At 62.1% G+C, this 14633-nt stretch carries 13 protein-coding genes; 11 read left to right on the forward strand and 2 right to left on the reverse strand.

Going from position 1 to position 14633, the window contains the following annotated elements; translation table 11 throughout:
• From EKL15_RS01445 to baeR, 3 genes are read left to right on the forward strand one after another with little or no spacing between them, the layout of a single operon-like run.
• A complete protein-coding gene (locus EKL15_RS01445; protein ID WP_060424869.1) occupies positions 1–1431 on the forward strand; it encodes an MFS transporter in 1431 nt (476 codons plus the stop codon).
• The gene (gene baeS, locus EKL15_RS01450; RefSeq protein ID WP_049202687.1) at positions 1428–2810 is read left to right on the forward strand and encodes a two-component system sensor histidine kinase BaeS; all 1383 of its coding nucleotides are present in this window, start codon (positions 1428–1430) and stop codon (positions 2808–2810) included. Before EKL15_RS01445 ends, baeS begins: the two co-directional genes overlap by 4 nt.
• Positions 2810–3526, forward strand: a complete 717-nt coding sequence (gene baeR, locus EKL15_RS01455) for a two-component system response regulator BaeR (RefSeq protein ID WP_197848208.1) — start codon at positions 2810–2812, stop codon at positions 3524–3526. Before baeS ends, baeR begins: the two co-directional genes overlap by 1 nt.
• A 4-nt stretch (positions 3527–3530) precedes the next feature.
• On the opposite strand, the gene EKL15_RS01460 is transcribed toward baeR, so the two are convergent.
• Positions 3531–3920, reverse strand: coding sequence for a type II toxin-antitoxin system VapC family toxin (locus EKL15_RS01460; protein ID WP_047730091.1), 390 nt, complete (start codon positions 3918–3920; stop codon positions 3531–3533).
• Positions 3921–3923: 3 nt separating this feature from the next.
• Complete coding sequence (locus tag EKL15_RS01465) at positions 3924–4187, reverse strand: antitoxin (RefSeq protein WP_004941563.1); 264 nt, start codon at positions 4185–4187, stop codon at positions 3924–3926.
• Positions 4188–4525: 338 nt separating this feature from the next.
• Here EKL15_RS01465 and EKL15_RS01470 point away from each other — a divergent pair, with 338 nt between their 5' ends.
• The 8 genes from EKL15_RS01470 to EKL15_RS01505 all read left to right on the forward strand — a co-directional run bounded on the left by EKL15_RS01470 (position 4526) and on the right by EKL15_RS01505 (position 14547).
• Positions 4526–4864 (forward strand): YegP family protein, encoded by a 339-nt coding sequence (locus EKL15_RS01470; RefSeq protein WP_038873760.1) that lies wholly within the window; start codon positions 4526–4528, stop codon positions 4862–4864.
• Positions 4865–5165: 301 nt separating this feature from the next.
• A complete protein-coding gene (yegQ, locus tag EKL15_RS01475; RefSeq protein ID WP_060424878.1) occupies positions 5166–6518 on the forward strand; it encodes a tRNA 5-hydroxyuridine modification protein YegQ in 1353 nt (450 codons plus the stop codon).
• A gap of 466 nt (positions 6519–6984) precedes the next feature.
• Complete coding sequence (gene yegS, locus EKL15_RS01480) at positions 6985–7890, forward strand: lipid kinase YegS (RefSeq protein ID WP_060424880.1); 906 nt, start codon at positions 6985–6987, stop codon at positions 7888–7890.
• Positions 7891–8059: 169 nt separating this feature from the next.
• Positions 8060–9274 carry a D-mannonate dehydratase ManD gene (gene manD, locus EKL15_RS01485; protein ID WP_203088689.1) on the forward strand — a complete coding sequence of 405 codons (1215 nt, stop codon included), beginning with the start codon at positions 8060–8062 and terminating at the stop codon, positions 9272–9274.
• Between the two features lie 5 nt (positions 9275–9279).
• Positions 9280–10296 carry a Zn-dependent oxidoreductase gene (locus EKL15_RS01490; RefSeq protein WP_203088719.1) on the forward strand — a complete coding sequence of 339 codons (1017 nt, stop codon included), beginning with the start codon at positions 9280–9282 and terminating at the stop codon, positions 10294–10296.
• A 91-nt stretch (positions 10297–10387) separates the two neighbouring features.
• The gene (locus tag EKL15_RS01495; protein ID WP_060424884.1) at positions 10388–11677 is read left to right on the forward strand and encodes an MFS transporter; all 1290 of its coding nucleotides are present in this window, start codon (positions 10388–10390) and stop codon (positions 11675–11677) included.
• Between the two features lie 52 nt (positions 11678–11729).
• On the forward strand, positions 11730–13235 hold the full coding sequence (locus tag EKL15_RS01500) for a mannitol dehydrogenase family protein (protein ID WP_100396693.1): 1506 nt from the start codon (positions 11730–11732) through the stop codon (positions 13233–13235).
• Positions 13216–14547 carry an MFS transporter gene (locus EKL15_RS01505; RefSeq protein WP_100396692.1) on the forward strand — a complete coding sequence of 444 codons (1332 nt, stop codon included), beginning with the start codon at positions 13216–13218 and terminating at the stop codon, positions 14545–14547. Before EKL15_RS01500 ends, EKL15_RS01505 begins: the two co-directional genes overlap by 20 nt.
• Positions 14548–14633 lie beyond the last annotated feature (86 nt).

The following is a 14633-nucleotide window of genomic DNA, read 5'->3' on the forward strand; positions in this document are numbered from 1 at the left end:
ATGCTGATGAAACACGCCGCCACGGTACGCTGGCAACTCTGGATAGTGGCATTCGGCTTCTTTATGCAGACGCTGGATACCACTATCGTCAACACCGCCCTGCCCTCGATGGCCGCCAGTCTGGGGGAGAACCCGCTGCGCATGCAGTCAGTGATCGTCTCCTATGTGCTGACGGTGGCGGTAACGCTGCCGGCCAGCGGCTGGCTGGCGGACAAGGTCGGCGTACAGCGGGTGTTTTTCAGCGCCATCGTGCTGTTCACCCTCGGCTCCATTCTCTGCGCCCGCTCGGAAACCCTGAACGAACTGATCGCCTCGCGCGTGATTCAGGGCATCGGCGGCGCGATGATGGTGCCGGTCGGCCGCCTGACGGTGATGAAGATCGTGCCGCGCGAGCAGTACATGGCGGCGATGACCTTCGTGACGCTGCCGGGCCAGATCGGCCCGCTGATGGGGCCGGCGCTGGGCGGCTTTCTGGTGCAATACGCCAGCTGGCACTGGATTTTCCTGATCAATATTCCGGTGGGCATCGTAGGCGCCATCGCCACGCTGCTGCTGATGCCCAACTACCAAATGCAGACCCGACGCTTCGACCTCAGCGGCTTTATCCTGCTGGCGATCGGCATGGCGTCGCTGACGCTGGCGCTCGACGGCCACAAGGGCATGGGGCTCTCCGGCAGCGCCATCGCCGGCTTGGTGGCGCTGGGCGTTGCGACGCTGTTGGGGTATGTTTGGCATGCCTACGGCAATAGCCGCGCCCTGTTCTCGCTGCGGCTGCTGCGCACCCCGACTTACAAGATCGGGCTGCTGGCCAGCCTGCTGGGGCGCATCGGCAGCGGCATGTTGCCGTTCATGACGCCGCTGTTCCTGCAGGTGGGCATGGGTTTCACGCCGTTCCACGCCGGGCTGATGATGATCCCGATGATCATCGGCAGCATGGGCATGAAACGCATCGTGGTACAGGTGGTCAACCGCTTTGGCTACCGCAACGTGCTGGTGGCCGCCACGCTGCTGCTGGCGCTGGTCAGCCTGAGCTTCCTGTTGGCGGCGATGCTCGGCTGGCTGTGGCTGCTGCCGGTGGTGCTGTTCTTCCAGGGGATGGTCAACTCGCTGCGCTTCTCGGCGATGAACACCCTGACGCTGAAAGACCTGCCGGATCGGCTGGCCAGCAGCGGCAATAGCCTGTTGTCGATGGTCATGCAGCTGTCGATGAGCCTTGGCGTCAGCGTTGCCGGCATCTTGATCGGCAGCTTCGCCCATCACCAGGTGGTAGCCGACAGCCCGGCCATCCACAGCGCATTTATTTACAGCTACTGCTGTATGGCGTTGATTATCGCTCTGCCCGCACTGGCCTTCGCGCGCGTGCCGGCCGATAGCGCGCCCAACCGCACGCTGACCAAAGAGCCGGGTACCGGTTCAACGAGGTTGCAATGAAGATAGGCATTACCGGGAAACTGTTCCTGGCCATTTTCGCCACCTGCATGCTGGTGCTGATCACCATGCATTGGGGGGTGCGCGTCAGCTTTGAACGCGGCTTTATCGACTACATCAAGCACAGCAACGAGCAGCGCATCAATATGCTGAGCGAAGCGCTGGAGGAACAGTACAGCCACCACGGCAACTGGGTGTTCCTGCGCAACAACGATCAGGTGATCTACCAGATCATGCGCTCGTTCGAACAGAACAGCGACAGCAGCCACAACCTGCCGCCCAAGGGCTGGCGCACCCAGTTTTGGGTGGTGGACAGCCAGTTCAACCGCCTGGTAGGCCACTCCGGGCCGGTCCCGAAAGAGGGCCCGCGCCACCCGATCCGCTACAACAACGAGATCGTCGGCTGGGTGATCACCACCCCGGTCGAGCGCCTGACGCGCAACACCGACATCAACTTCGATCGCCAGCAGCGGCGCACCAGCTGGATTATCGTCGCGCTCTCCACCCTGTTGGCGGCGGCGGTGACCTGGCTGCTGTCGCGCGGCATGCTGGCCCCGGTCAAGCGCCTGGTGGCGGGCACCCATCGCCTGGCGGCGGGCGATTTCACCACCCGCGTGGCGGTCAGCAGCCAGGATGAACTGGGCCGGCTGGCGCACGACTTCAACCAGTTGGCCACCTCGCTGGAGAAAAACGAACAGATGCGCCGCGCTTTTATGGCCGACGTCTCGCACGAGCTGCGCACGCCGCTGGCGGTGCTGCGGGGCGAGCTGGAGGCGCTGCAGGACGGCGTGCGCCAGCCGACGCCGGCGTCGCTCAGTTCTCTGCAGGCCGAGGTGTCTACCCTGACTAAACTGGTCGACGATCTGCACCAGCTGTCGCTTTCCGATCTCGGTGCGCTGGCCTATCGCAAATCGTCGGTGGACTGCGTGCACCTGCTGCAGATCGCCGTCGCCGCCTTTCGCGAACGCTTCCGCGCCAAAGGGCTGGAGATCGTTACGCATCTGCCGGCCCAGGCGCCGCTGTTCGGCGATCCCGACCGTTTGAACCAGCTGTTCAATAACCTGCTGGAAAACAGCCTGCGCTACACCGACGCCGGCGGCCGGCTGGAAATCAGCGCCGAGCTGCAGCCAGGGCGGCTGTTCCTCTACTGGCAGGACAGCGCGCCGGGCATCAGCGATCAGCAGCTGACGCGCATTTTCGAACGTTTCTACCGGGCGGAAGGTTCACGCAACCGCGCCAGCGGCGGTTCCGGGCTGGGGCTGGCGATCTGCCACAACATCGTGGAAGCCCACGACGGGAAAATCCGCGCCGAGCATTCGCCTTTAGGCGGCGTGCGCATTACAGTAGAATTTGCTACCCCGATAAAAAATAAGGCGCCCTGATGGACATTCAGAATCACTCTGTGCAGATCATGATTGTTGAAGATGAGCCCAAGCTGGGCCAGCTGCTGGTGGACTATCTGCAGGCGGCGGGTTACGCCACCCGCTGGCTGACCAACGGCAACGAGGTGGTGCCGACCGTGCACCAGCATCCGCCGGCGCTGATTTTGCTCGACCTGATGTTGCCGGGTGCCGACGGCCTGACGGTGTGCCGCGAGCTGCGCCGCTTCAGCGACGTGCCTATCGTGATGGTGACGGCGAAAATCGAAGAGATCGATCGCCTGCTGGGGCTGGAGATCGGCGCCGACGATTACATCTGCAAACCCTACAGCCCGCGCGAAGTGGTGGCGCGGGTGAAAACCATTCTGCGCCGCAGCTATCGGCCGCAGGAGAGCGCGCGGGAAGATGACCTGCTGCACATCGATGAGCCGCGTTTCCAGGCCAGCTATCAGGGGCAGTTGCTGGATCTGACGCCGGCGGAATTCCGTCTGCTGAAAACGCTGGCCAGCCAGCCGGGCAACGTGTTTTCACGCGAGCAGCTGCTGAACAACCTGTATGACGACTATCGGGTGGTCACCGATCGCACCATCGACAGCCACATCAAAAACCTGCGCCGCAAGCTGGAACTGATCGACGGGGAAAAATCCTTTATTCGCTCGGTATACGGCGTGGGCTACCGCTGGGAAGCCGAGCCCTGCCGGCTGGTGAATGGGGTTTAGGGGATCAGCGCGTCCAGTCTTCAACCGCCAACCCGGGCACCATGGCAAATGCGCGATCGTTGGTCACCAGCGTCGCGCCACGGCTCTGCGCGTGAGCGGCGATCAGTTGATCCAGCGCGCCCATGATTTTGCCCTTTCTCTCCATGTTCGCGCGCATTTCACCGTAGCAGCGGGCGGCCTCGCTATCCCATGCATAGACCGTCACCGCGGCAAGAAAGGCCTCGACCATGCTTTGCAACGCCTTGTTCCGCCGTTTAGCCACACCGTAAAGCAGTTCCGCTTCCGTGACGCTGGAAATACATACGGCAGAAGGCGGGAGCTTTTCCATGACGTTAAGCACCTGCGGATGCTGCCGAAACAGGTGGCTGACGGTGTTGGTATCAAACATGTACATCGCCTACTCTTCCTCTGAGAATGGATCGCGGTCTGCAACCCCTTGCTGACGATCTTCCGCGCCAAGAAACTCTTGCGGCACCGGCGTTTGGGCGATAATGCTCAGCAGCGGAGCCCAGCTGTCCGGCTTTGCCGGATATTTGGATAAAATCACGTTGCCCTCCCGATCGCGACGGATATAGACACGATCCGTATCAAATTCAAATTCCACCGGTAACCTCACCGCCTGATTTCTGCCGTTTTTAAACAGCTTTGCGATTCTTTCCATCTCGACACCTCCACAGCAGGCATAGGCCAAAGCATATGCCTGTAGCGTGTCGATGCCAAGATGTATCGCTCACTTTTCACTCACCTTTACGTAGCGGGCAAACGGTAACGCGCAATGCTGCTCGATGAAACCACGTAATTGTCATTATGCGGCGCACTGCGCAATCACCACGCCTTCCCTTAGCTTCCCGTGCGGCGCCGGGATTCTCGGATGAAAACTCCGCGCCGGCGCAAGAAAACTGCGCATTTTTTAGACTAAGCTGCTGTGAGGTTTAGCCGCCGATTTTCAAGCGATTGGCTACACTTACATCACGAATCGGAACCTACAGGAGAAGAACCATGGCAATCGGTCATTACGAGCTGAAAAAAGCAAAGAACGGACAGTACCACTTCAACCTGAAAGCCAGTAACGGCGAGATCATTCTGGCCAGCGAGATGTACGCCAGCAAAGCGTCGGCGGAGAACGGCATCGCCTCGGTGCAGACCAATGCGCCGCACGAAGCGCAGTTTGAACTGAAGCACAGCACCAGCAATCAGCCCTATTTTGTGCTGAAGGCCAAGAACCATCAGGTGATCGGCGTCAGCGAAATGTACAGCTCGGAAAGCGCAGCCAAAAACGGTATCCAGTCGGTGATGAAAAACGGCCCGACCACCGATATCCGCGATTTGAGCGCCTGATCCCCCGTGTCGCCCGCGCGGTGGCCGCCATCGCGCGTTTTCCGTTTGACCGGGATCAATCTCCCTTGAATAAATCCGGTTAACTGCTGATTTCTTGCCGCGCTGCGGCTACAATTCCCCGCTTTTACTGCGCCATCTGGGGCGCGATATACCCACTGGCTTTCATACGGCAGCTAGGCGGCAAGTTCGTGAGTCTCCAGGAGCTTGTTCAACCAAGTGACTGGAGTGAGCGAATGCAGCCAACAACGCTGCAGTTCGAAAGACAGAGGTATACTGACCTGAAATCAGACCGAGACACACTATGTTTACACCGGAACTTCTCTCCCCGGCCGGAACGCTGAAAAACATGCGTTACGCCTTCGCCTATGGCGCCGATGCGGTTTACGCCGGCCAGCCGCGCTACAGCCTGCGGGTGCGCAACAACGAATTCAACCACGAGAATCTGGCGCAGGGCATCAATGAAGCCCATGCGCTGGGCAAAAAATTCTACGTGGTGGTGAACATCGCCCCGCACAACGCCAAGTTGAAAACCTTCCTGCGCGATCTGAAGCCGGTTATCGATATGGGCCCGGATGCGCTGATCATGTCCGATCCCGGCCTTATCATGATGGTGCGCGAAGCCTTCCCGCAGATGGACATCCACCTGTCGGTGCAGGCCAACGCCGTTAACTGGGCGACGGTGAAGTTCTGGAAGCAAATGGGTCTGACCCGCGTGATCCTCTCGCGCGAGCTGTCGCTGGAAGAGATCGCCGAGATCCGCGCCGAAGTGCCGGACATGGAGCTGGAGATCTTCGTCCACGGCGCGCTGTGCATGGCCTACTCCGGCCGCTGCCTGCTGTCCGGCTATATCAACAAGCGCGATCCCAACCAGGGCACCTGCACCAACGCCTGCCGCTGGCAGTATAAGGCTGAAGAAGGCAAAGAGGACGACACCGGCAATATCGTGCACCTGCACGAGCCGATCCCGGTGCAAACCGTCGAGCCGACGCTGGGCATCGGCGCGCCGACCGACAAGGTGTTCATGCTGTCTGAAGCGCAAAAACCAGGCGAATATATGAGCGCCTTCGAAGACGAGCACGGCACCTATATCATGAACTCCAAGGATCTGCGCGCCATCCAGCACGTGGAGCGTCTGACGCAGCTCGGCGTGCACTCGCTGAAGATCGAAGGCCGCACCAAGTCCTTCTACTACTGCGCCCGCACCGCCCAGGTCTACCGCCGCGCCATCGACGACGCGGCCGCCGGCAAACCCTTCGATCCGACCCTGCTTACCACGCTGGAAGGCCTGGCGCACCGCGGCTACACCGAAGGCTTCCTGCGCCGCCACGTGCACGAAGCGCAGCAGAATTACGACTACGGCTCCTCGCTCTCCGAGCGCCAGCAGTTCGTCGGCGAATTCACCGGCGTGCGCCGCGATGGCTGGGCGGAGGTCGACGTGAAGAATAAGTTCTCACTCGGCGACAGCGTCGAGATGATGACGCCGGGCGGCAACGTGGTCTTCACCCTCGAAAGCATGCAAAATAAGAAAGGCGAGCCGATTGAGGTGGCGCCGGGCAACGGCCATATCGTTTATTTGCCGATCCCGCAGGATATCGATCTCAATTATGCGTTGCTGATCCGCAATTTGGCGGAAGAAAATAGCGCCGGGGCATAAAAATGAATCGCCGTCATTCGGCGGCGATTTTTAGCAAATATTAGAATTGGATCACATCAATGTGCGCGCAGCTTGGTTACTATCACGCTGCTTAAAACGAACAACGAAAATATTTGCATAGCAATACTAGGAACCACCTCCTTAGCCGGCCCAATCTCCCTTGGGCTGGCTTTTTCTTTATGGGCTCGCCTATTTTTTTTGCTGCGCCTATTTCCATAACTTATTCTCGTTATCCGTTTTAATAATAATAATCACGCCGCTTCGATATATAAATAACGCTACAGCGATTAATCCTCTCGTCTTTAAAACCTGGCTTATTTCCGCGTAAAATTCAGATAAATTCGCCTTGCTTCATATTCACTGAACGCCGGGGAATAACCAGAATTAGCTGAATATTCTGATGGCCTGGTGGCGGCAGCTGGTTTATCTTGAGGCATTCTTGGTTTTCCGCCGGAGGAGATCGGCAATGCCTCAACACTCACATGCGCCCGCCCTGCTTATTCTCAACGGCAAAGGCGCCGGTAACGAAGAGCTGCGTCAGGCGGTCAAACGCCTGCGCGCAGAACGCATCACGCTGCACGTGCGCGTGACCTGGGAGCACGGCGACGCCGCGCGCTACGTCGCGGAAGCCGCACAGCTCGGCGTCGGCACCGTCGTCGCCGGCGGCGGTGACGGCACCATCAACGAAGTGGCGGCCGCGCTGGTGCAACTGCCGGCGCACAACCGGCCGGTGCTGGGCATCCTGCCGCTCGGCACCGCCAACGATTTCGCCATGGCCTGCAATATTCCCCCGTCGCCGGAACAGGCGCTGCAGCTGGCGATCAAGGGCCGCTCGGTGCCGATCGATCTGGCCAAGGTCAACGGCGAGCGCTACTTCATCAACATGGCCACCGGCGGCTTCGGCACCCGCATCACCACCGAAACGCCGGAGAAGCTGAAGGCGGCATTGGGCGGCGTGTCCTACTTCGTGCACGGCTTGCTGCGCATGGATACGCTGCAGGCCGACCGCTGTGAAATTCGCGGGCCGGACTTCCGCTGGGCCGGCGAGGCGCTGGTGATCGGCATCGGCAACGGCAAACAGGCCGGCGGCGGCCAGGAGCTGTGCCCCAGCGCGCTGATCAACGACGGCCTGCTGCAGCTGCGCCTGCTGATCGCCGATGAACTGCTGCCGGCGCTGGTCGCCGCCCTGTTCAACGACGAAGAGAGCAACAGCATCCTCAGTGCAGCGCTGCCGTGGCTCGAGATCGACGCGCCGCATGAGATGACTTTCAACCTCGACGGCGAGCCGCTCAAAGGCCGTCATTTCCGCATCGAAGTGTTGCCGCAGGCCATCGAATGCCGCCTGCCGCCTAACTGCGCCCTGCTGGGCTGACCTTGTCGGGCGCAGCCGCTGCGCCCCGCTTCTTCCCCCTCCGCTTACCCGCTTCCGCTCACGATCAAATGTGATCCTCTCCGGCAAATTCATTAATTCATACTTGTATGGTAGTTAGTTCATGGCGTATTTTCGCGCTATCTCTCCGCAGCTACAGGATGTGAAGGTTATGAAAATCGTCAACGCCGAGGTGTTCGTCACCTGCCCGGGGCGCAACTTTGTCACGCTGAAGATCACCACCGATGACGGTATCGTCGGCCTCGGTGACGCCACGCTGAACGGGCGTGAACTGTCGGTGGCCTCTTACCTGAAAGATCACCTCTGCCCGCAGCTGATCGGCCGCGACGCGCAGCGGATCGAAGACCTCTGGCAATTCTTCTACAAAGGCGCTTACTGGCGGCGCGGCCCGGTGACCATGTCGGCCATTTCCGCCGTCGACATGGCGCTGTGGGACATCAAGGCCAAGGCCGCCAACATGGCGCTGTATCAGTTGCTGGGCGGCGCGTCGCGCTCGGGGGTGATGGTGTATTGCCACACCACCGGCCACTCGATCGACGAGGTGCTCGACGACTACGCCAAGCATAAAGAACAAGGCTTCAAGGCGATCCGCGTCCAATGCGGCGTGCCGGGCATGAAAACCACTTACGGCATGGCCAAAGGCAAAGGCCAGGCCTATGAGCCGGCTACCAAGGGCGACTGGCCGGAAGAGCAGCTGTGGTCGACGGAAAAATACCTCGATTTCACCCCCAAACTGTTCGACGCGGTGCGCAACAGGTTCGGCTTCAACGAGCACCTGCTGCACGACATGCACCACCGCCTGACGCCGATCGAAGCGGCGCGCTTCGGCAAAAGCGCCGAACCGTATCGCCTGTTCTGGATGGAAGATCCGACACCGGCGGAAAACCAGGCCTGTTTCCGCCTGATTCGCCAGCATACCGTCACGCCGATCGCCGTCGGCGAGGTGTTCAACAGCATCTGGGACTGCAAACAGCTGATTGAAGAGCAGCTGATCGACTACATCCGTACCACCCTGACGCACGCGGGCGGCATTACCGGCATGCGGCGCATCGCCGACTTCGCCTCGCTGTATCAGGTGCGCACCGGCTCCCACGGCCCTTCCGATCTGTCGCCGATCTGCATGGCGGCGGCGCTGCATTTCGATCTGTGGGTGCCGAATTTCGGCGTGCAGGAATACATGGGCTATTCCGAGCAGATGCTCGAGGTGTTCCCGCACAGCTGGACGTTCGACGACGGCTATATGCATCCGGGCGACAAGCCGGGCATCGGCATCGAGTTCGATGAGAAGCTGGCGGCCCGTTACCCGTATGAACCGGCCTACCTGCCGGTCGCGCGTCTGGAGGATGGCACCTTATGGAACTGGTAAACACCATGCGCAGCGTCGTGATCGAACAGCCCGGGCGCCTGGCGCTGCAGACGCGCGCGCTGCCGCAGCCGGCGGCCGGCGAGGTGCGGGTCAAGGTGAAATTCGCCGGCATCTGCGGCTCCGACGTCCATATCTATCACGGCCATAACCCGTTCGCCCGCTATCCGCGGGTGATCGGCCACGAGTTCTTCGGCCTGATCGATGCGCTGGGCGAAGGCGTCGATCCGGCGCGCCTCGGCGAACGCGTCTCGGTAGATCCGGTGGTGAGCTGCGGCCACTGCTATCCCTGTTCGGTCGGCCGGCCCAACGTCTGCACCTCGCTGCAGGTGATCGGCGTGCACCGCGACGGCGGCTTCAGCGACTACGCCTGCGTACCGGCGCGCAACGCCTATCCGGTTCCGCCCGCCATCAGCGATCGCCACGCCGCGATGATCGAACCCTTCAGCATCGCCGCCAACATCACCGCCCACCTGCAACCGCGCCCTGACGACATCGCGCTGATCTACGGCGCCGGGCCGATGGGGCTCACGGTGATCCAGACGCTGAAAGGCGTGTACGGCGTCAAGCAAGTGTGGGTCGTCGATCGCATCGCCGAGCGGCTGGACATGGCGCGCGCCAACGGCGCCGACGAGACGTTCAACAACGCCGAGGCCGCACTGCCGCAGGCGCTGCAGCAGCGCGGCATTCAGCCGATGCTGATCGTCGATGCCGCCTGCCACCCTTCTATTTTACCGGAGGCGATCGCGCTGGCCTCACCGGCGGCGCGCATCGGCATCATGGGCTTTTCCGGCGACGCCTGCACCCTGACCCAGCAGAGCATCACCAGCAAAGAGCTGTCGATCTTCTCCTCGCGCCTGAACAGCGCGCGCTTCCCGCAGGTGATCGCCTGGATGGCGGACGGCAAGCTAGACCCGCAGCGGCTGCTCACCCACTGCGTGCCCGCCGACGACGTCGAACGGGCGATGCTGATGTTCGAGCGGGATCAGCGCACCTGCTGCAAGGTGCTGCTGCAGTTCGAGTAACGCCAAGGCCGCATCGGGGCATTGGGCGGCCCCCGCCGCCCGTGCAAACAACGAAGCATCACGATTAAAACGACACCCAGTGGAGTGCTTTATGTTTAAAAACCTGCGTTGGACCATCGTGTTCCTGCTGTTCATGGTCTACATGATCAACTACCTCGATCGCGTGGCGCTGTCGATCACCGTGCCGATGATCGAACAGGATCTGATGCTGAACGCCGAACAGTTCGGCCTGATCTTCGGCAGCTTCTTCTTCGGCTATGCCATCTTCAACTTCGTCGGCGGGCTGGCGGTCGACCGTTTCGGCCCGACGCTGGTGCTGGGCGTGGCGGTCGGCCTGTGGTCCCTCTTCTGCGGCATGACGGCAATCGCCACCGGTTTTTACTCGATGCTGATCCTGCGCGTCCTGTTCGGCATGGCCGAAGGGCCGATCTGCGCCTCGGCCAACAAGATGATCAACGGCTGGTTCCCGAAGAAGCAGGCGGCGACCGCCATGGGCTTGCTCAGCGCCGGTTCGCCGTTGGGCGGCGCGGTGGCCGGGCCGATCGTCGGCTATCTGGCGCTGGCGTTCGGCTGGCGACCGGCGTTTATGATCATCTGCGCCATCGGCATCGTCTGGATGCTGGTGTGGTTCTTCGTGGTGGCGGATAACCCGGCGAAAAGCCAGCGCGTCAGCGCCGAAGAACGGGCGCTGATCGCGCGGTTGAAACAGGAAAACCTCGGCGAGGAAAGCGCGCTGAGTGACGCAGCGCACGGGCTGGGTTACTACCTGAAGCAGCCGATCATTCTGGTCACCGCCTTCGCCTTCTTCTGCTACAACTACATTCTGTTCTTCTTCCTGAGCTGGTTCCCCTCGTATCTGGTGCAGGCGCACAACCTGAACATCAAGGAGATGAGCCTGACCACGATGATCCCGTGGATCGTCGGCTTCGTCGGGCTGGCGCTCGGCGGCTATATTTCCGACAAAATCTTCAACATCACCGGCAAATTGCTGCTGTCGCGCAAAATCGTGCTGGTCACCAGCCTGCTGGCGGCGGCGGTGTGCGTGGCGTTGGCAGGCACCGTCAGCAGCGTGGTGCCGGCGGTGATGCTGATGTCGGTGTCGATCTTCTTCCTCTACATTACCGGCGCCCTCTACTGGGCGATCATCCAGGACGTGGTGCATAAATCCCGGGTCGGCGGCGCCAGCGGGTTCATTCATTTGATCGGCAGCGTCTCCGGCATCATCGGGCCGATCGTCACCGGCTACATCGTGCAGAACACCGGCAAATTCGACAGCGCCTTTATGCTGGCGGGCGGCGTCGCCGCGCTGGGCGCGCTGCTGGTGCTGCTGGTGATCAAGGCGCCGCGCGCAACGGCGGGCGTGCAAATCTTAAAACCATAACGCCAGGCGGGGCGGCTTCGCCCCTTTGCTTACCTCTCCAGGGACATTGAACATGAGACTTTCCGACCACCGCGTTCTGCCGGCCGCCATTATTCGGCCCGGCTACGCACGTGAGCGCGTGAAACCACGCATGGTGCATATCGGCTTCGGCGCGTTTCACCGCGCGCACCAGGCGATGTACGCCGACAGGCTGGCCAGCGAGCACGGCAGCGACTGGGGCTACTGCGAAATCAGCATGCAGCACGGCCGGCAAAAGATCGCCGACCTACGGCAACAGGATCTGCTGTTCTCGGTGGCGGAGATGGACGACGACGGCTGGCGGGGCCGGGTCATCGGCGTGGTGCGCCAGGCGCTGCACCTGCAAACCGACGGGCTGGCGGCGGTGCTGGCGGCCCTGACGCAGCCTGAGATCGCCATCGTCTCGCTGACCATCAGCGAAAAGGGCTATTGCCACCACCCTGCCAGCGGCCGGCTGATGGCGGAACACCCGGCAATCGCGCATGATATCGCCCATCCGGCACAGCCACAGTCGGCGCCGGGGCTGCTGCTGGCGGCGCTGCGCCTGCGCCGTGAACGCGGGCTGCCACCGTTCGCCGTGATGTCCTGCGACAATATGCCGGCCAACGGCCGGGTCACGCGCCAGGTGCTGCTCGACCTGGCGCAGCGGCAGGATCCGGCGCTGGCCGACTGGGTGCGTCAAGAGGTCGCCTTCCCTTCCACCATGGTGGATCGCATCGTGCCGGCGATGACGCAGGAAGCCCGCGGGCAGCTGCTTGCCTGGCTGGGCGGCGTCGAGGATGAGGTCGGCGTGGCCTGCGAGCCGTTCAGCCAGTGGGTCATTGAGGACCGCTTTCCCCAGGGGCGACCGGCCTGGGAAAAGGTCGGCGCCGAACTGGTGAGCGACGTGCTGCCGTTTGAGGAGATGAAGCTGCGCATGCTGAACGGTAGCCATTCGTTCCTCGCCTATCTCGGCTATCTGGCCGGTTATCAGCACGTCGGTGACTGCATGCAGGACGCGGATTTTGTCCGCGCCGCCCGTCACCTGATGCTGGCGGAACAGGCACCAACTCTGCAGGTGCCGAACATCGATTTGGCGCAGTATGCCGACTCGCTGCTGCGGCGTTTCCGCAACCGCGCGCTGAAGCACCGCACCGCACAGATCGCCATGGACGGCACGCAAAAGCTGCCGCAGCGGCTGCTGGACGCGATCCGCTGGCATCTGGCGCGCGGCAGCCGCTTCGACTGCCTGGCGCTGGGCGTCGCCGGCTGGATGCGCTACGTCGGCGGCCGCGATGAGCAAGGCACGCCGATCGACATCAGCGATCCGCTGCGCGACCCCATCGCCGCGTTGGTCGCCGGCAGTGAGGAAGGCCGGCCCCGCGTCCTGGCGCTGCTGCAGCTCGACAGCGTCTTCGGCCAGGATCTGCCCGACTCGCCTGGCTTCGTCCGCGCCGTCAGCCACGCTTATCATCAACTGCTGAGCCTGGGGGCCAAAGCCGCCGTCGCCGCTCTGCCGCTTACCGACCGGGAGGTTTCCGATGACCGTCACCACGCATAACGCCGTCAATACCGGCAATCAACCGCTGCTGCGGCGCGTCGCCAGCGCTTCGGCCATCGGCACCGCCGCCGAATACTATGATTTCTTCGCTTACGGCACCGCCGCGGTGCTGTTCTTCGGCCAGCTGTTTTTCCCCAGCGCCGATCCGCTGATCAGCACGCTGGCGGCCTTCGCCACCTACGCGGTCGGTTTCCTGGCGCGCCCGCTGGGCGGCATCGTGTTCGGCCACATCGGCGACAAGGTCGGCCGCAAGAAGGCGCTGGTGATCACCATCCTGATCGTCGGCCTCGGCACCTTCTGCATCGGCCTGCTGCCCACCTATGAGCAGATCGGCATCTGGGCGCCGCTCGCGCTGATCTTTATCCGCGTGCTGCAGGGCTTCGGCGTCGGCGGCGAACAGGCCGGCGCGGTGCTGATGACCGCCGAATACGCGCCGCCGCCGCGGCGCGGCTTCTACGCCAGCTGGGTACAGATCGGCGCGCCCGCCGGTTTCCTACTGCCGTCTGGGCTGTTCGCGCTGCTGACCGCCGTGCTGTCGCCGGCGCAGATGCTGGACTGGGGCTGGCGCATTCCGTTCCTGCTCAGCCTGCTGCTGGTGATCGTCGGGCTGTTTATTCGCCTGAAGATCGACGAGTCGCCGGTGTTTACCCAGATCCGCGCCACCAAGGCGGTGGAGAGCCGGCCGGTGGTGGAAGTGGCCCGCCGCTACCCCGGCCTTATCGGCAAAGGGGTGTGCGCCAAGCTGATTGAAGCCTGCGCCTTCGCCATGTTCACGGTGATCGTGCTGGCCTACGGCAAGGCCAACCACCTCAACGAGACCATTCTGCTGGAAGCGATGATCGTGGCGGTGCTGCTGGAGATTTTCGCCATTCCGCTGATGGGCCACCTCTCCGATCGGGTTGGGCGCAAACCGGTGTACATCGCCGGCGCGCTGCTGCAGGTGGTGTGCATCGTGCCGTTCTTTATGGCGATCAACCTCGATAGTTTCTGGGTGACGCAGATCGCCATGATCGTGGTGCTGACCTTCGGCCACAGCATGTGCTACGCGCCACAGGCCTCCTACTTCCCGGAGCTGTTCCCCACCCGCGTGCGCTGCAGCGGCATCGCGCTGATCTGGCAGATAGGATCGCTGATCGGCAGCGGCATTCTGGGGCTGCTGGCGGTGAAGATCCTGCAGGTGACCGGCGGCCACTACTACGGGTTGGCGGGGTACATGATGGTGCTGGGCGTGGTGTCAGCCATCGGCCTGAGCCTGATGCCGGAAACCGCGCCGGGGCGGCGCAAGCAGGAATATCAGGATTGGCATCACTGAGTTACCCTACCCGGCGGGTGGATTTATCCCCCCGCCTTCAACCAATAATCTGCTAGTATGGTGGCATTCGAATTCCAGCCAGATGC

The sequence above is a fragment of the Serratia sp. 4542 genome, from assembly GCF_016805595.1.
Classification (GTDB): Bacteria; Pseudomonadota; Gammaproteobacteria; order Enterobacterales; family Enterobacteriaceae; genus Serratia; species Serratia nevei.

What these genes read in the sequence shown, in the direction of transcription:
- EKL15_RS01445 (WP_060424869.1), top strand. Translation starts at nt 1, where the DNA reads ATGCTGATGAAACACGCCGCCACGGTACGCTGGCAACTCTGGATAGTG.
- baeS (WP_049202687.1), top strand. Translation starts at nt 1,428, where the DNA reads ATGAAGATAGGCATTACCGGGAAACTGTTCCTGGCCATTTTCGCCACC.
- baeR (WP_197848208.1), top strand. Translation starts at nt 2,810, where the DNA reads ATGGACATTCAGAATCACTCTGTGCAGATCATGATTGTTGAAGATGAG.
- EKL15_RS01460 (WP_047730091.1), bottom strand. Translation starts at nt 3,920, where the DNA reads ATGTACATGTTTGATACCAACACCGTCAGCCACCTGTTTCGGCAGCAT.
- EKL15_RS01465 (WP_004941563.1), bottom strand. Translation starts at nt 4,187, where the DNA reads ATGGAAAGAATCGCAAAGCTGTTTAAAAACGGCAGAAATCAGGCGGTG.
- EKL15_RS01470 (WP_038873760.1), top strand. Translation starts at nt 4,526, where the DNA reads ATGGCAATCGGTCATTACGAGCTGAAAAAAGCAAAGAACGGACAGTAC.
- yegQ (WP_060424878.1), top strand. Translation starts at nt 5,166, where the DNA reads ATGTTTACACCGGAACTTCTCTCCCCGGCCGGAACGCTGAAAAACATG.
- yegS (WP_060424880.1), top strand. Translation starts at nt 6,985, where the DNA reads ATGCCTCAACACTCACATGCGCCCGCCCTGCTTATTCTCAACGGCAAA.
- manD (WP_203088689.1), top strand. Translation starts at nt 8,060, where the DNA reads ATGAAAATCGTCAACGCCGAGGTGTTCGTCACCTGCCCGGGGCGCAAC.
- EKL15_RS01490 (WP_203088719.1), top strand. Translation starts at nt 9,280, where the DNA reads ATGCGCAGCGTCGTGATCGAACAGCCCGGGCGCCTGGCGCTGCAGACG.
- EKL15_RS01495 (WP_060424884.1), top strand. Translation starts at nt 10,388, where the DNA reads ATGTTTAAAAACCTGCGTTGGACCATCGTGTTCCTGCTGTTCATGGTC.
- EKL15_RS01500 (WP_100396693.1), top strand. Translation starts at nt 11,730, where the DNA reads ATGAGACTTTCCGACCACCGCGTTCTGCCGGCCGCCATTATTCGGCCC.
- EKL15_RS01505 (WP_100396692.1), top strand. Translation starts at nt 13,216, where the DNA reads ATGACCGTCACCACGCATAACGCCGTCAATACCGGCAATCAACCGCTG.